Annotated in this window: 9 protein-coding genes and 1 pseudogene; 5 read left to right on the plus strand and 5 right to left on the minus strand. The window is 39.3% G+C overall.

The annotated features are described in order from the left end of the window. Nucleotides 1-133 precede the first annotated feature (133 nt). Both IM479_RS07955 and IM479_RS07960 read left to right on the plus strand, forming a co-directional pair. A complete protein-coding gene (locus tag IM479_RS07955; RefSeq protein ID WP_287684426.1) occupies nt 134-571 on the plus strand; it encodes a hypothetical protein in 438 nt (145 codons plus the stop codon). 99 nt (nt 572-670) lie between these two features. Then, on the plus strand, nt 671-5,257 hold the full coding sequence (locus tag IM479_RS07960; protein ID WP_287684427.1) for an ATP-binding protein: 4,587 nt from the start codon (nt 671-673) through the stop codon (nt 5,255-5,257). A 139-nt stretch (nt 5,258-5,396) separates the two neighbouring features. On the opposite strand, the gene IM479_RS07965 is transcribed toward IM479_RS07960, so the two are convergent. Both IM479_RS07965 and IM479_RS07970 read right to left on the minus strand, forming a co-directional pair. Further along, complete coding sequence (locus IM479_RS07965) at nt 5,397-6,437, minus strand: N-acetyltransferase DgcN family protein (protein WP_287684429.1); 1,041 nt, start codon at nt 6,435-6,437, stop codon at nt 5,397-5,399. Continuing rightward, nucleotides 6,430-7,482, minus strand: a complete 1,053-nt coding sequence (locus IM479_RS07970) for a dipeptide epimerase (protein WP_287684430.1) — start codon at nt 7,480-7,482, stop codon at nt 6,430-6,432. Before IM479_RS07970 ends, IM479_RS07965 begins: the two co-directional genes overlap by 8 nt. A 207-nt stretch (nt 7,483-7,689) precedes the next feature. Between IM479_RS07970 and IM479_RS07975 the strand changes: the two genes are divergently transcribed. Further along, the gene (locus IM479_RS07975; protein WP_287684431.1) at nt 7,690-8,853 is read left to right on the plus strand and encodes an LptF/LptG family permease; all 1,164 of its coding nucleotides are present in this window, start codon (nt 7,690-7,692) and stop codon (nt 8,851-8,853) included. Nucleotides 8,854-9,292: 439 nt separating this feature from the next. On the opposite strand, the gene IM479_RS07980 is transcribed toward IM479_RS07975, so the two are convergent. Further along, a complete protein-coding gene (locus IM479_RS07980) occupies nt 9,293-11,302 on the minus strand; it encodes an acyltransferase family protein (protein ID WP_287684433.1) in 2,010 nt (669 codons plus the stop codon). 428 nt (nt 11,303-11,730) lie between these two features. On the opposite strand from IM479_RS07980, the gene IM479_RS07985 reads away from it, so the two are divergent. Then, complete coding sequence (locus IM479_RS07985) at nt 11,731-13,074, plus strand: adenylosuccinate synthase (RefSeq protein ID WP_286826374.1); 1,344 nt, start codon at nt 11,731-11,733, stop codon at nt 13,072-13,074. Between the two features lie 27 nt (nt 13,075-13,101). After that, the gene (locus IM479_RS07990) at nt 13,102-13,659 is read left to right on the plus strand and encodes a 50S ribosomal protein L25/general stress protein Ctc (RefSeq protein WP_286826373.1); all 558 of its coding nucleotides are present in this window, start codon (nt 13,102-13,104) and stop codon (nt 13,657-13,659) included. Nucleotides 13,660-14,331: 672 nt separating this feature from the next. Here the strand turns inward: IM479_RS07990 and IM479_RS07995 are convergent. Further along, nucleotides 14,332-14,787 (minus strand): annotated as a pseudogene (locus IM479_RS07995) (hypothetical protein); the annotation flags it as partial. 6 nt (nt 14,788-14,793) lie between these two features. Continuing rightward, nucleotides 14,794-14,906: transposase (locus IM479_RS08000; RefSeq protein ID WP_071784045.1), on the minus strand; the 113-nt coding region annotated here is incomplete at its 5' end.

Raw genomic sequence — 14,906 nt, forward strand, 5'->3', positions numbered from 1 at the left:
CTTTCCTCTCCCATGCCGTCTTGACTGTCATTGCTGTGATTGTGTCATGGACTATGATTGAAGTGATCACTGTTTACTGATTAAGGAAAATAGGGCAGAATAAAATTATGAAAGTTAAAATGAGGACTGAATCATGAATGATCCCTTAACCACAAGTTTACTCGTCAATTTAGCAGTACAGGAATTTATCAAGTCTGGTACAGGAGAACTGGCTAAACGTTTTACCACTGAAGCAATTTCTAAAATCCCCATATTGTGGGAAAAAATCAAAACCCGATTAACAGGAAAATCAGCTAAGGTGGATGACGCATTAGCTAGGGTAGAAAATGGAGATAGTACGGTGATTGAAACGATTACAAAAAATCTCGATGTGGTGTTAGATGAAGATCGTGATTTTGCCGAGGAATTACGAGTTTTAGCTCAGACTATCCAAGCGGGGAAAATTCAAGATAATAGTAGTATGGTTCAAAATAATTCTGATAATGCCAAAGGTTGGCAGACAAAAGTTGAAGGAGGAACAGCTTACATTGGAGAAAATCATATTAATCAAGCACAAACTCCTAAAAACTAAATTAAGGCCGATGATTTATGTAGCTAGACACAATTAATTATACATATCTAACCACCTCTTGCCTATTCCAACTAAGAAGTTAATTTTATCCTATTACTTATGAGTGACTTAATTACCCAACTTTGCCAAATTATAGCCGAAATTCTGCAAAATAATCCCCAAGCAGATTCCCCTGAACTCATCGCACTGGTAGAAGCCGAAATTAAGACTAATTCACAATTGATTGAGGCGATAAAAAATGATTCTCGTCTAACTCAAATTAATCAAGACGATACAAAAGCTTTTCAAACCCTAGTAACAGGGGGAATTGCTAATATTGGCATTTTCTTAAATGACGTTAATCAAGAACAATTACAAGAGGTTTTACAAAAAGTAATTAATTCTTTCAATGTAGAATCAGATATCCGTAAACTTGAAGAACATGGGAATTACATTTTAGAAAATGAAATAAAATCTACCATTAATGGCATTCATATCAAAAGACCTGATATATTAAGTCAATTAATTAGCCTCACTAAAACGACTAATTTTGTGTTCGTTACGGGTGAGCGTGGTTCAGGAAAATCTAGTCTCATTAAAGAATTTGCTAACCAGATTAAACAGGATATTCCTACTTTTTGTTTACGCACCACTGACTTAGATCAATCTCATATTAATTGCGTATTTTCTGCCATAGGATTAAAGAGTTCACTGCAAGATTTAGGAGAAAGTTTTGCTATCATACCCAAGAAATATTTAATCATAGAGTCATTAGAAAAACTTCTTGAATTGGAAAATAAAACTGCCTTCACTAATTTACTTTATTTCATTAATAAACAACAAGGATGGACGATTATTACCACTGGACGTAATTATGCTTATAATCAAATAATCTTTACTTATCTTCAACCTAACAAAATTAATTTTGAAACCTTAAACATAAAAGGATTTAATGATGATGAGATACAACAACTATCGGAGCAAATTCAATCTTTAAAAACCTTGTCTAACAATCATACCTTAAAAGACTTAATCAAATGCCCATTTTATGCTGACTTAGCCTACAGAGTGCTAGAAACAGGAAAAGAATTTACTCCCGAAGATGGAGAAAAAGAATTTCGTGCTGCAGTTTGGCAAAATGTCATTGCCAAAGAACACGAAAGAAAAGATGGAATTCATTTAAAACGAAGAAAAATATTTATAGAAATTGCCGTTAAACGAGCTAAAAAAATGCTTTCTGGTATTCTGGTAAATGAATTTGATAGTGAGGCATTAAATAAACTAGAAGAAGATAATTTAATCCGTCGTGATGCTAAAAATCTTGTTAGTCTCGCCCATGATATTTTAGAAGATTGGGCAATTGAACAATACATTGGGGAAATTTATCAAGAAGATTCAGATGATATACCAAAGTTTCTTGATGGGGTTGGTCATGAACCTGCTATGAATCGAGCTTTTCGTTTATGGCTTCATCAAAAATTAAGAGATGGCGATAATATTGATGATTTTGTCTATGATATTCTGAAAAGCAAAAATATTCAACGATGTTGGCAAGATGAAACAATTTTCGCAGTCCTTCAAGGGGACAATCCAGATAAGTTTTTGAGAAAATTAAAAAATCAATTATTTACGGAAAATGCGGAACTTCTGAAACGTTTCTGCTTTATTCTCCGTATTGCGTGTAAAACACCTTGGAAAATTCAAGAGAATAATCAATCAACATCTCTAGAGCCTCATGGGAAAGCTTGGGAGGTAATGATTCATTTTTTATATGAAAATAGAGAACTTTTATCAACCGATTTATTATCTCATATAGTAGCCGTATTAGATGAATGGTCATCCATCTTAAATATTAATGAAGAACTACCACCATCAGCCCGTGAAGTAGGATTGCTTGCTCTTTATTTATTAGATAATTTTAAAAGTGTTTATGGAAATAGAAATGATAATAATCGTAAAAAAATATTGAGTCTTATTATTAAAACAATTCCTGCCATTCGTCAAGAGTTTTTGAAGCTTTTAGAAACTGACTTGTTTATTTATCAACAAGAACAAGGTAAACAAAAGCTTTACGACGATTTTTGTAAAATGGCTTTTCTGGGAATTGAGACAGCTTTCTTTTCTAAATATGCTCCTGAATCTCTAATTAGGTTAGCTTATGATGAATGGTTTATAAAAGAAAATAATGAAGATGATGAACATCGTATATTTTCTTATAGAGGCATCGATGTTGACGAATGTTTTGGGCTTTATGAGGATAAATTTTCACCTGCTAGTGGAGCTAAAGGCCCCTTCAAATATCTATTACATTCTCATTGTAAACAAGGTCTAGATTTCATTCTTAACTTACTTAATATCTCTGCCGATAAATATGCTCATTCAGATTTAGATTATCACCGTCAATCGAGTTACTTAAGGGTAGGCTATTCTAAGCCACTGATTGAAACGATAGAAATAGAACTAAATGATGGCTCAAAAATACAACAATATTGCTCTGGACGTTTATGGGGAGCGTATCGTGGTTTCTCCGTAGTTCCTAACTTATTACAATCAGCTTTAATGGCACTTGAAAACTGGTTAATTGCTTGTGCAGAAAATCTTGAATATCAACAAATAGATCGGTTATTCGATTATATTTTAAGAAATAGTAATTCTGTCATGCCAACAGCAGTATTAGCTTCTGTCGCAACAGGATTTCCTCAAAAAGTAGGAAAAGCAGCATTGCCTTTATTACAAAATGCTAAACTTTATCATCTAGATAAAGTAAGAACCGTTCGTGAAGGCAGTGAAATTAACTGGCATTATGATCCTTTTACAATAGATACACTATCTAAAATTTATGCAGAAGAAAGGCGTATTGCAGCTTTACGTTCTTGGCGAAAAAATGATTTAGAAATGTTGATTATAAGTCTTCAACTTTCTGAATGGAGAAATGATGCCTTAGCAATTGTTGATAAGTTATATAAATCTGAACCAAAAGATGAAATCATGCGTTTTCTTCTTCATAGAATTGATAGCCGCAACTGGAAATTGACTCCTGATTATGAAAATAATAAAATAATAGTCGAATCTCCAGATTTAGAACCAGATTTGAAAGAACGTCAGCAAGAAGCCTTAGAAAGAAGTCAAAAGATGAATCGTCTCTATACCCTGCAATTATGGTCAGATAATAAAATGAGAAACGAACCCCTTGAAACTGAATATTATTCAACATGGCAAGAAGCATTGTCTGAAGCAAAATATTGGGATGAACAGTTAAAATCTGGGCAAGCAAATGATTCTACCATAATAAACTATGGTGGAGTTGTTACTTCTGCATCAATTTTCATTAGAGATTACCATCAAGAATTAAATGAATATGATCTTAACTGGTGTATTGAGATAATTGTTAAAGCCGCTGTAGCCAATGCTAATATAGAAAATGACATTTTAATATGGGATGAAACAGACTGCGATGGTTCAGCATCAGCCGCATCTATTCTCCCTCTTTTATTTGATTTTATATCAACAGATGAGGATAGATTAAGATTAAAGGAAGTTATTATTATCGCCTTAACTCACGTTAATCAGAATGTCAGACATCAAACCGCAGAAGGAATTAGAAAATATTTATGGCAAAGAGAGCCAGAATTTGCTCAAATGTGTCTCATAGGATCAATTGAGTATGCCCATTTTGAAAATAAACAAGAAAATTGGGCTTTAAAAAGACGATTATCTTTTTTAAAAAGCGAGGGCAAGAGTATAAGCGATGAATTAAATAAATTATTAACCAAAAAAAATAAATTTACAAAACAATTTCTTCAGCGTAAGCTATTAAGTAACATTGAAGCAATTACTTTTCAATCTCATAGCTCTTGGTATCTTTTAAGCCCTTGCTTAATGATTCCAGATGGCTCAAGAGAATCTAGCCATATTCTATTCTTGTCTAGAATATTAAATCTTTTCTTTGAATATGAGCAAGAAAAAAATAACCGTGATCATCAACATAATAATAGATATGAGATGCACTACAAGTTGCCCTATGATTTTGGCAAGCGTTTTGCAGAATATTTATTTCATTTGCATGATTCCAACTTTCAAGACTATATTAACTTGTTGAGAATTGGGTGTGAAAAAATGCCAAGCTTTATTGATTCCCTTTTATTATATGTTGCAGTAGTGGCTGAAAGAAAAGGAGAAATAGAAATATACTGGAAACTTTGGCATCAATTATCAAAAACAGTACAAGATATTGCCCTCGAATTAGCTAATACTAATTTTGACACACAGGAAAGTGATAAGCGTAAATTAATTCGTGGAATGTTACACGCTGACTTAGATTGGCAGAGAATTGATTATGAAAATGCGGATATTTCTCTTGGTAAAGACTTAATATTAGAATTTGTGGAAAATGCGGGACAAAATTGCGATGTATTTAAATCTCTAGCTTCATTAATGTATCATTTTCCTGCTATCTTCTGTAAATCAGGACTGCCTATTTTAGCCAAGCATCAAAAAGAGAAAGAAAACACTCATTTACTCTCAAGGAATACAGCATTTTATCTAGAAATGGCAATTCAACGTTTTCTACAAAGTGAAAATACGGGTTCTTTACCCAAAAAACTCCATGAATCTTGTTTTATACTATTAAACGCCATTATTGAGACAGCTTCATCAAGAGCTTATTACCTTCGAGAACATTTAATCCGTTCTCGTAAAATTGTTTAGGATGAGATAAAACTTTTAGGTATATATTTCGATATGTTTCTGGAATAAAAGTAGTATCTCTAGCAACGATTCAGTATAAAAATGAATCTAAACTTACCCATCTACCTGACAGAGGGAATTATACAACTCTATTTGATTACTAGGCACAGATCACTGATAATAACCCTTGAGCGCCAAAACGGACAACATCGGTACAAAATAACCCCGTTTCCTCCTGCACAGTTTCTATAGCTTTAACTGCCGCCTCCGGACTAAGATGAAAAGTATTTAAACTAATCCCTTTTACCTTCACCTCCCCGAAACTTCCCCCGGCGCTGGCAGTCATTTCGTAGAGTTTAATCACTTCTGTTAGGGGAGGGATGAGAATATCGGGTAAATCCTTGATATGAATTTGTCCGGCACGATGGACGAGAATTAACCCCGTCGGTTGACTGCCACGCATTAAGGGCAAGGTAGCAGTGGATCCGGGGTGTAATAGCGAGCCTTGACCCTCAATAAACAAAATATCGTTATTTTCCGCTGATTCTAACACCAAAGCCTCGATCGCACCAGTGGCATAATCAACGCGCACTGCATCCAAGGGTACACCTTTCCCTGCGATCATAATTCCCCCCTGTCCAGTGGCTAAAAATTGCGATTTTAGCCCTTTTTCTTGGGCAACCCGATGTAATTCGATGCTAGTGGACATTTTGCCCACACTCATATCCGTGCCTACGGTTAAAATACGCTGACAGGTTAAATTTTTCGCCTGCGCTTGCCCAATTTTTAAGTCTTGGGGTTCCAGACGGATATCCCAAATCCATTGATCCGGTTTAAGCTGAAGAAAAAGGGGTTTTAGGGGTGTATGGAGACCATTAACGAGGGATAACCCCGCATTTACCCCCTCTTTAATTTCTTCTAGCCAATGGGGGGGTAAAATGCCTCCTGAGGGTGCGATGCCAATTAACAGAGTATCGGGATGATAGGTTAAAGCTTCCTTAACACTAGCAACAATCGGCAAGGGGCGATCGATTCCGGCCACTTCTTTTAAGGTGCTGCCGGCGCTTTCTGCGTCAATAATCGCCACTACCTGCGCTTTCCCGTAACGCAGATAACTTAATCCGGTTTTGCCGCGAGTTCCTTTGATTCCTTCGTGGAGAAGAATCGCTACTTTCTTGTCAGGAGTCAAATAATTAGTCATCTTTTGTCCGTAAACTAACACCCAAACCGGGTGAATTATTTGGTTGTAAACGTCCCTTTTCTAAGCTTAATCCCGTGAAGGGATCATCGCGTAAATTTAAATGACTATCTAGGTCAAGATAGTTGACAAGCGGGCCAAGATGTGCTAGGGCAGTATTGGCTAAACTGCTATCAGAGTAACATCCGAACATAATTTGCAGTCGGCAAGCTTGGGCAACATGAATCATTCTCTGCACTTCGGCTAATCCACCAGCTTTCATTAGTTTAATATTAATGCCGTGGACTCGATCGGCCAGTTTCAGGATATCTTGACTAGAAAAACAGCTTTCATCGACGAAGATAGGTAGGGGCGATTTTTGGTATAAATCAATTAAATCTCGTTCTTGTCCGACGGATAGGGGTTGTTCCACATAAATAACGCCTTTTTCCTCTAACCATTGGCACATTTTCACCGCATCGCTAAATTGCCAACCACCATTAGCATCGACAGTTAGGGGCAAATGGGGGACAATTTCTTTAATGGCCAGAATTATGGCTTGATCGGCTTCTATACCGTCCGGTGAGCCTAATTTGACTTTTAATAAGCTAAAATCGCCGATTTCTAGCCAATCTAACAGCCTTTTCTGCACATTTTCTGGAGAATTTAAACCGATAGTAACAGAAACTGGCGGAATCAAAGAGCGATCGAGTCCAAAAATTTGCCAGAGAGGTAAATTAGCTTTTTTGCCTAACCAGTCGTGCAGTGCCGTATCAATAGCGGCACGAGTAGCCGAAGATATCTGATTTTGCCATAAAATTTTCTCAATTTCTTGGCGTTGACAGGGGTGAAAAGATTGTAAAATAGGAGCGATCGAGTTTAATTCTTGCAGGATTTTATCGGGGTTTTTCTCCTCGCTGGTAATATCAAAAGGGGATGCCTCTCCCCAACCTTCGATATTTTCCTCGCTAATTTTCAGCCAGATATTAGTATTTTCGCTGGTAGTGCCGCGACTAATCCTTAAAGGTACTCGTTTATGAATAGTAAAAGTTTGCCAGTTTAGCAGCATAATTCACCTGGGGATGATCGGGGAATAGGAACAGAAAAATTATCTACACTCACCCAAATCCTTACTTCTGTCCACTCTCCCCGCAATCATACAACTTCCGGCGGTGTTTTTCGTCAAAGACAAAATATGATAGGCTAACCGAAGGTGTAAGCAAGACGGCTGCGGGTTAGGAAATGGGATGAAATAGGAGTGAGTTAACCAAAATCAATGATTAAGAAAAAGATTTCTTACTGGGTAAATAGAGGTATTGCCCTCATTGATCGCTATCTGATCAGCCAACTACTACCCCCATTTTTATTTAGTGTTGGTTTATTTGCCTCTTTGGGAGTAGCGATCGGGAATCTTTCCGATTTAGCTAATCAGGTAGTTGATGCGAATCTACCCCTCGCTTCGGCCCTAGAAATTCTCCTGTTAAAAGTCCCAGAATTTGTCACTTATTCCCTACCAGTTTCTCTTTTGCTGGCCACTTTAATCACCTACGGTCGTTTAAGTAGTGATAGTGAAACCGTTGCCCTGCAAAGCTGTGGAGTCACTCTTTATCGTCTTTTTATACCCACTTTTTGCCTGAGTTTAATAGTTACAGTCGTGACATTTTTATTAAATGAATATGTGGTTCCCAATGCTAATTATCGAGCCACAGAAATTTTAGTGCAGAAAATTAATAAAGAAGCAAGTTTTTGGAAAAATAAAGATTTTTATTATCCCGATTATGAAATAAAAACCCTAGAAAATGGTGCGATTAATCGCAATTTAAGAAGTTTATTTTATGCCGAACAATTTGACGGGGAAAAGATGAAAACCGTCACCGTTATCCGTTGGCTAAAACAAGAATTAAATCAAATTATTATCGCCGATTCGGCCCGTTGGAATGCCGTCGATAACGTCTGGGACTTTTTTAACGGCATTATCTATGAATTAACCCCCCCTAACGCCTCCTATAGCCAAGTTATCCCCTTTAAAGCCGAAAAAATCGCTTTATCTCGCTCCGCTTTCGATTTTGCTCGTCAAAGCCGCGATCCCTACGAGATGAACATACCACAGGCGATCGAATATGTGCAACTGCTCAAACTCAGTGGCGATGATAAGAGAGTCAGGTTTTTTCAAGTGCGAATCCAGCAAAAAATCGCCTTTCCCTTTGTCTGTATCGTCTTTGCTACCATAGGTTGTGCCTTGGGTTCTCTACCGCAAAGAATCGGTCGGGGAACCAGTTTCGGTCTCAGTGTCGCCATTGTTTTTCTCTACTATCTTTTCAACTTCTTAGTGGGCAGCTTGGGACTAACCGCCACCCTCTCCCCCTTCCTAGCTGCCTGGCTGCCTAATTTTTTCGGTTTTGGGTTAGGTCTGTGGTTATTATGGCGACTTAACGGTTAGACTTTTTTGAAAATTTTCGTCAAGATAGGAGACGTAGAGTTATCGCAGGCCCCTTAGTCTATGTTTCCCTTCTTCTTCAACACTTGTGGCAGCACTTCCCGCCAAGAATGTCAAGAGCGTAAATTAAAGTTATCATGATACTAAATCCCTTGAGTATAGGCTACTTATGAGGAGAGGCACGGGAGCATCTCACCTTTGTAACCCCTAAATCAGGTTTTTATGTCAAGCTATTTTGAAAGCCTTGCTAGAAAACAGTTTTAGGGATAAGTATAATTACTCACTTGTATAAATGAGATGCTCCCGAGAGGCAGGCTTTTCTTCCCTAGCTGTTGAGAGAGTCAGCTTTTAGTAGCTCGCTTTCTACTGCTATTGTCAACTGTTTCTTCAGTCCTCCAGTAATCTTTAACATTTCCTCAAGACTTAGAAAATCAACTAGATACTATGTACTGTGACGAGAAAAGCCTTCCTTAGTCAATCGTTGCAAAAATTGCAAGAAGTTATCTCGAATTTTATCTGTAGCCTGGAGAGTAAGATGGTTCTCATCGGAATAGAGCCTTTGATTATCCTGTACAGCATGACAATACTTCTCACTCTGAGGACATAGTAAGGCAAAGGGATCGAAAGCGACTAAATTGGGAATGCTCTCAATTTCCCGACGTAGAATGATTGTAAATTTCTCATTCTTTTTCGTTAGTTCTTCCCGCTCCATCTTGACGAAACACTTATCCGATGGCTTTCTCCTGAACCATTCTTGAGTACACAAGTCTAAAGGATATAAATCAGGCATCTCAGGAGTTGGGAACATAACAACTATTTTTATATTCTGATTGTCTTGAGCAAAATTCTTAAGCTCCTTCAGCCATCTTAGTAGAGCATCTTGAGGGTTTTCTGTTACTCCCGATTCAAGATAATAATTGATTCTCTCGTATCTCCTCGTGCCAATACGCGGCTGTCCAAAATAATAAGCGAGGTAGGAAGATAGAATGATGATATTGTTTTCTTGAGGATCTAAACGATTAATTTGATTATATACTTTTTTGTTTAGGGTTTTATTATTGTTCTGATTTTTGGCTAAGGTCATTCCTCCTACGGAACTGGAATAGTCCATAGTTGGGAATATGGTGGCGTTAATTGCTACTACTTTGCTATTCATTTTAAGCTCCTCAGCCACCTGTTCTACCATTCCTTTGTAATGAATAGCGTGACTATCACCAATAAGAATTATCTTACCTTGCTTTTTATCCTGTACTATTACAGATTTTTTCTCGGAGATATTATCTGGCTTTTGCTGATTCTTGCTGCCGGTATATAAAGCTCTTGCGGGGGAGGATAGAAGTCCGATTAATAGGACAGTTGCCATCGCATAAGCAGTTATACCATATAGTATAGATTTCCCTTGAGAGTTAGACCATTGCTTATGTCTAAAGGGTTTTTCTACCCAATAGTAAGAAGCAAGAGAAGCTAATACTATGCACAGTAATTGTATAGGGAATGTCCATAAATTGATCCCCACGGTCAATTTACTTAAAACAATTACTGCCCAATGCCAGAGATACAACGAGTAGGAAATTAAACCAATAAAAACCACCTGAGGCTGAGTGAGTAGGTTGAATATCTTGGTTTGAGGACGTAGGGAAGTAATGGCTATTGCTGTTAATAATACACAGGCGATTGTTACGAGGACAATAAATTGACTCGGTACAAACATAATGGCTAGTAGGCATAATATAGCTATACCAGCAGGCAACTTTTTCAGATAATCATGAAGGCTACTTTTACGATTGTATAGGAAAAGGAAAAGGAGACTCCCTGCTCCCATCTCCCAAAAACGAGAAGTCATCAGGAAGTATGCCCCTGGTTGATAGGCTGCGTTAAAGTGAATGAAAGAGACTAGGGAAGCAGTGGAAAGCACGCACATCAACCAAAAAAGATTTTTCGATCCTTTGATGGTTTGCTGAGTAAAGCCTGTTAACCAAACTAAAAAGGGAAATAATAGATAAAACTGCTCCTCAACGCCCAAAGACCAAGTGTGAGTAAAAATGTTCCTCTCTGCCCACACCCCAAAATAGTCGGTGGCTTGCTTAAGCAGATAAAGATTTGAGACTCCGAAAAGAGACCCGATTCCCGTTCTGAGAGAGGCTATAGGATAAACTTCAAATAGGCAAATGAGAATGCTGCTAATAATTACGCACAGCACTAGAGCGGGCATCAGACGCTTTACTCTTCTTCCATAGAATCCCCCAATAAATTCGTTAAAGTTTTTCTGTGTTCGCTTCGCTAGAGATGCAGTGATTACATAACCAGAAATAACAAAAAAAATATCTACACCTAGATAACCACTGGGCAATAGGTCTTTGTTAAAATGGTTAATAATTACGGCTAGGACAGCTATAGCTCTGAGTCCGTCAATCTCAGGTCGATAGCTACTCGCAGATTTACTTATATCCATAGGAGAGAAGTTGAGTAGTTAGTTGATATTTTTTATATTTTTTCATATTTGCAACACACTTTAACATATCAACCCTTCTTTGACAAGTAATTCCCCATTCCCCTAGCCTAGTGTAGTTCGCATTTTTTGGCTTGTGGTCAACTCTTGATACCCAATACTGCCCCAGTACACAACCGCTGAAATTCTCACTCGTAATGCCTTACTACCTAGGAATTGGTGATCGCCAATGGGTTTTGCTGGCGGCGTGGTTTCCCCTGGAAAAAGAACGATGCCGCACCGCAGAGCGACAAGAAAAAGGTAAATAGGCTGAATAAACGTGGTGAAGGGCGAAATAAAGCCATAACTAAATCAATATCGCTCTTGACAAAATGTCTATCCAGTGTAGATAATGGTAGTTTGTGTGAACTTTAGCTAGACTCAATAAACCCTTGGCTAACGTTATAGTGATTGGTGCCCAATGGGGCGACGAAGGAAAAGGAAAAATCACGGATCTGCTGAGTCGATCGGCGGATGTAGTGGTGCGTTCTCAAGGTGGCGTAAATGCGGGTCATACCGTCGTCGTCGAGGATCAAACGTTCAAACTCCATCTAATTCCCTCTGGGATTCTCTACCCAGATACGGAATGTATAATCGGCTCGGGAACAGTCATAGATCCCTCGGTGTTACTCAAAGAGATGGCGCAATTACACGCCCTCAATGTTACCACCGACAATCTCTATATCTCGCAAACGGCTCATGTCACTATGCCCTATCATCGGCTGCTCGATCAAGCATCCGAGGAAAAACGGGGTAAATATAAAATCGGCACCACGGGAAGGGGTATCGGCCCCACCTATGCCGACAAATCCGAGCGCATCGGCATTCGAGTCATCGACTTGATGAATACCGAGAATCTGCGGCAAAAACTAGAATGGACGATCAATTATAAAAACGTCATTTTAGAAAAGTTATATAACTTACCGCCTTTAGATGCGAAGACGGTGATCGAGGAATATCTAGAATATGCCGAGAAACTGCGTCCCCATGTGGTCGATAGTTCCTTAAAAATCTACGAAGCAATCCGCAAGCGTCAGAATATTCTCTTTGAAGGGGCCCAAGGAACCTTACTCGACCTCGATCACGGAACCTATCCCTACGTTACCTCCTCCAATCCGATCGCCGGCGGCGCTTGTGTGGGTTCTGGCATCGGTCCGACGGTAATCGATCGAGTGATCGGTGTGGCTAAAGCTTACACCACTAGGGTAGGCGAAGGTCCATTTCCCACGGAATTAGAGGGGGAGATCGAGCAGTTATTGTGCGATCGTGGGGCGGAATTCGGGACCACCACCGGCCGTCGTCGTCGTTGCGGTTGGTTTGATGCGGTTATCGGTCGTTACGCGGTGCGAATCAATGGTTTAGACTGTCTAGCGATTACCAAATTAGATGTTCTCGATACCCTAGAGGAAATCAAAGTCTGTGTCGCCTACCAATTGGACGGCCAAACCTGTCGCCATTTACCCAGCAGTGCGGTGGAATTCGCCCGTTGTCAACCGATTTACCGAACGATGCCGGGGTGGCAACAACCCACCAGTGATTGTCGCAGTCTGGAAGACCTGCCCAAACAGGCCCTCGATTATCTAAAATTCCTGGGGGCGATCATGGAAGTACCGATCGCGATTATCTCCCTAGGAGCTAGTCGCGACCAAACTATTATCGTTGAAGACCCCATTCACGGGCCAAAACGCGCTCTTTTGGACGAAAATGGCTCGCCTTGGGATAATTACGAATTTTAAATCATTGCCAAAGAGGATTAGTCAACTATGCAAGTTAGCGTTGAATGTCAAAAAAGACCCGAAAATATTAACCCCAGGGCCCTACGTCGTCAGGGTTTGATCCCGGCGGTTCTCTACGGCCACAGCGGCACGGAATCGGTTTCCCTCGTGGTGGGAGAAAAAGCGGCCTTAACCCTGCTCAAAAAGGCCTCGGTAAATAATACCTTGGTGGATGTGAATGTTCCCGAAATGCCCTGGACGGGAAAAGCTTTGATCCAAGAGGTACAATCTCATCCTTGGAAAAGAAATCTCTATCACCTCAGTTTCTTCTCAGTATCTGCCCACGGTAAGCTCGATATCGTTGTTCCGATTAAAGCCATGGGAGAAGCGATCGGAACTAAACAGGGCGGTTTAATCGAACAGTTCGTCAACGAAGTTAATGTCTCCTGTATTGCTGATAATATCCCGGAAGTGATCGAATTTGATGTTTCGGAGATCGGTGTGGGGCAATCCCTGCTCGTGGGTGATTTGAAAATGCCAGAAGGGGTGACTTTAAAAGACGATCCCCATACCACCGTTTTTGCCATTGTTGCCGCTAAACGGTAAATTCAGTGATCGGTGGTCGGGTAATAGGGTTTTGGGGTGATAGGGTGTTGGGGCTTTAGGGTTTTAGTTGAAATTCCCCCACTTCCCCACTTCCCCACTTCCCCACTTCCCCACTTCCCCAACCCCCACTCTGCCATAACTGCTACTGCATACTTTGTGCTTTTTGTCAAAAAAACTTTTTCTTTGCAATAAAACTACACAAAAAAAAGATCATCGTTGTGGGTGAAACTGACCAATTTACCCGTCTCAATTGGAATCACCCTGTAGGTGTAGCAAGGGTTTCAACCATTGCTGTCTAAAAAAGCACAGAATAACCGACTTTAAAATTCTATCAAATCGCTGTAACCATTACAACATCGTTGTTAAATAAAAATCTTTCTCAATTAATTCTTAAGAATTTGTAAATATTGCGAAATGTTAATTTAAATATTCTCAAGTTTTTGGAGTCAATAAATAATTTTTGCTTATCTTTGGCGCACATTGGGTTAGAAGTCAGTTATCAGTTATCAGTTATCAGTTATCAGTTATCAGTTATCAGTTATCAGTTATCAGTTATCAGTTATCAGTTATCAGTGTCAGCTTTTTTCTCCCCTCTCCCATTTCCCCTCTCCCATCTACTGGGGAGTTAGATAACAAAAACGCTTAAATAAGTCCTCGCGGGCGGATTCGATTGATAATAGCCGTGCGCTGCAAAGGAGGCAAGAAATAGACCCCTTCGGGCCAATTCGGGTCTAAGGCCGCCCCAAAACCGTTTAATATAGTTTCACTAACCAGAGGGGCAAGAATCCATAAACGGGGCAAAATTTCCTCATTGTAGGGGCTATTTTCTCGTTTGGCCTGTCGCTGTAGTTCAGCAAAAACGGCGGTTAATTTCGCCAGACAATTACGCACATCGGCACGAGTGGAAGAATTACGATAGGGTTCTAGGAGAGCGCTATTTAGGGCAATTTGACCTAATAATCCTAGATTATCGACAGTTATCTGCCGATCTGGATGAGGCGAAAAAAATAGATCAATTTGTCGGTTTTCGTCGGTAATTTCCTTGCTAATTTCTACCTGGCCTAGAGGCGATAATAATTCTTCCAGATAGTTTTTAGCAAATTGGTCAGGCTCTTCGTTACTCTTTATGCTAAATCAACAGACAAGATGCCAAGATAACATACTTCTAACCCAAAAATTCCGAAAGTTTCTAAAGCCATAGCCTCTTCGTTTTATTAGTTTAAGTTTATTGTTGATTCCCTCGACCA

Origin of the sequence: Microcystis sp. M165S2 (genome assembly GCF_020245885.1) — a bacterium.
Lineage (GTDB): Bacteria > Cyanobacteriota > Cyanobacteriia > Cyanobacteriales > Microcystaceae > Microcystis.

What these genes read in the sequence shown, in the direction of transcription:
- IM479_RS07960 (WP_287684427.1), top strand. Translation starts at nt 671, where the DNA reads ATGAGTGACTTAATTACCCAACTTTGCCAAATTATAGCCGAAATTCTG.
- IM479_RS07980 (WP_287684433.1), bottom strand. Translation starts at nt 11,302, where the DNA reads ATGGATATAAGTAAATCTGCGAGTAGCTATCGACCTGAGATTGACGGA.
- IM479_RS07965 (WP_287684429.1), bottom strand. Translation starts at nt 6,437, where the DNA reads ATGACTAATTATTTGACTCCTGACAAGAAAGTAGCGATTCTTCTCCAC.
- IM479_RS07990 (WP_286826373.1), top strand. Translation starts at nt 13,102, where the DNA reads ATGCAAGTTAGCGTTGAATGTCAAAAAAGACCCGAAAATATTAACCCC.
- IM479_RS07970 (WP_287684430.1), bottom strand. Translation starts at nt 7,482, where the DNA reads ATGCTGCTAAACTGGCAAACTTTTACTATTCATAAACGAGTACCTTTA.
- IM479_RS07975 (WP_287684431.1), top strand. Translation starts at nt 7,690, where the DNA reads ATGATTAAGAAAAAGATTTCTTACTGGGTAAATAGAGGTATTGCCCTC.
- IM479_RS07955 (WP_287684426.1), top strand. Translation starts at nt 134, where the DNA reads ATGAATGATCCCTTAACCACAAGTTTACTCGTCAATTTAGCAGTACAG.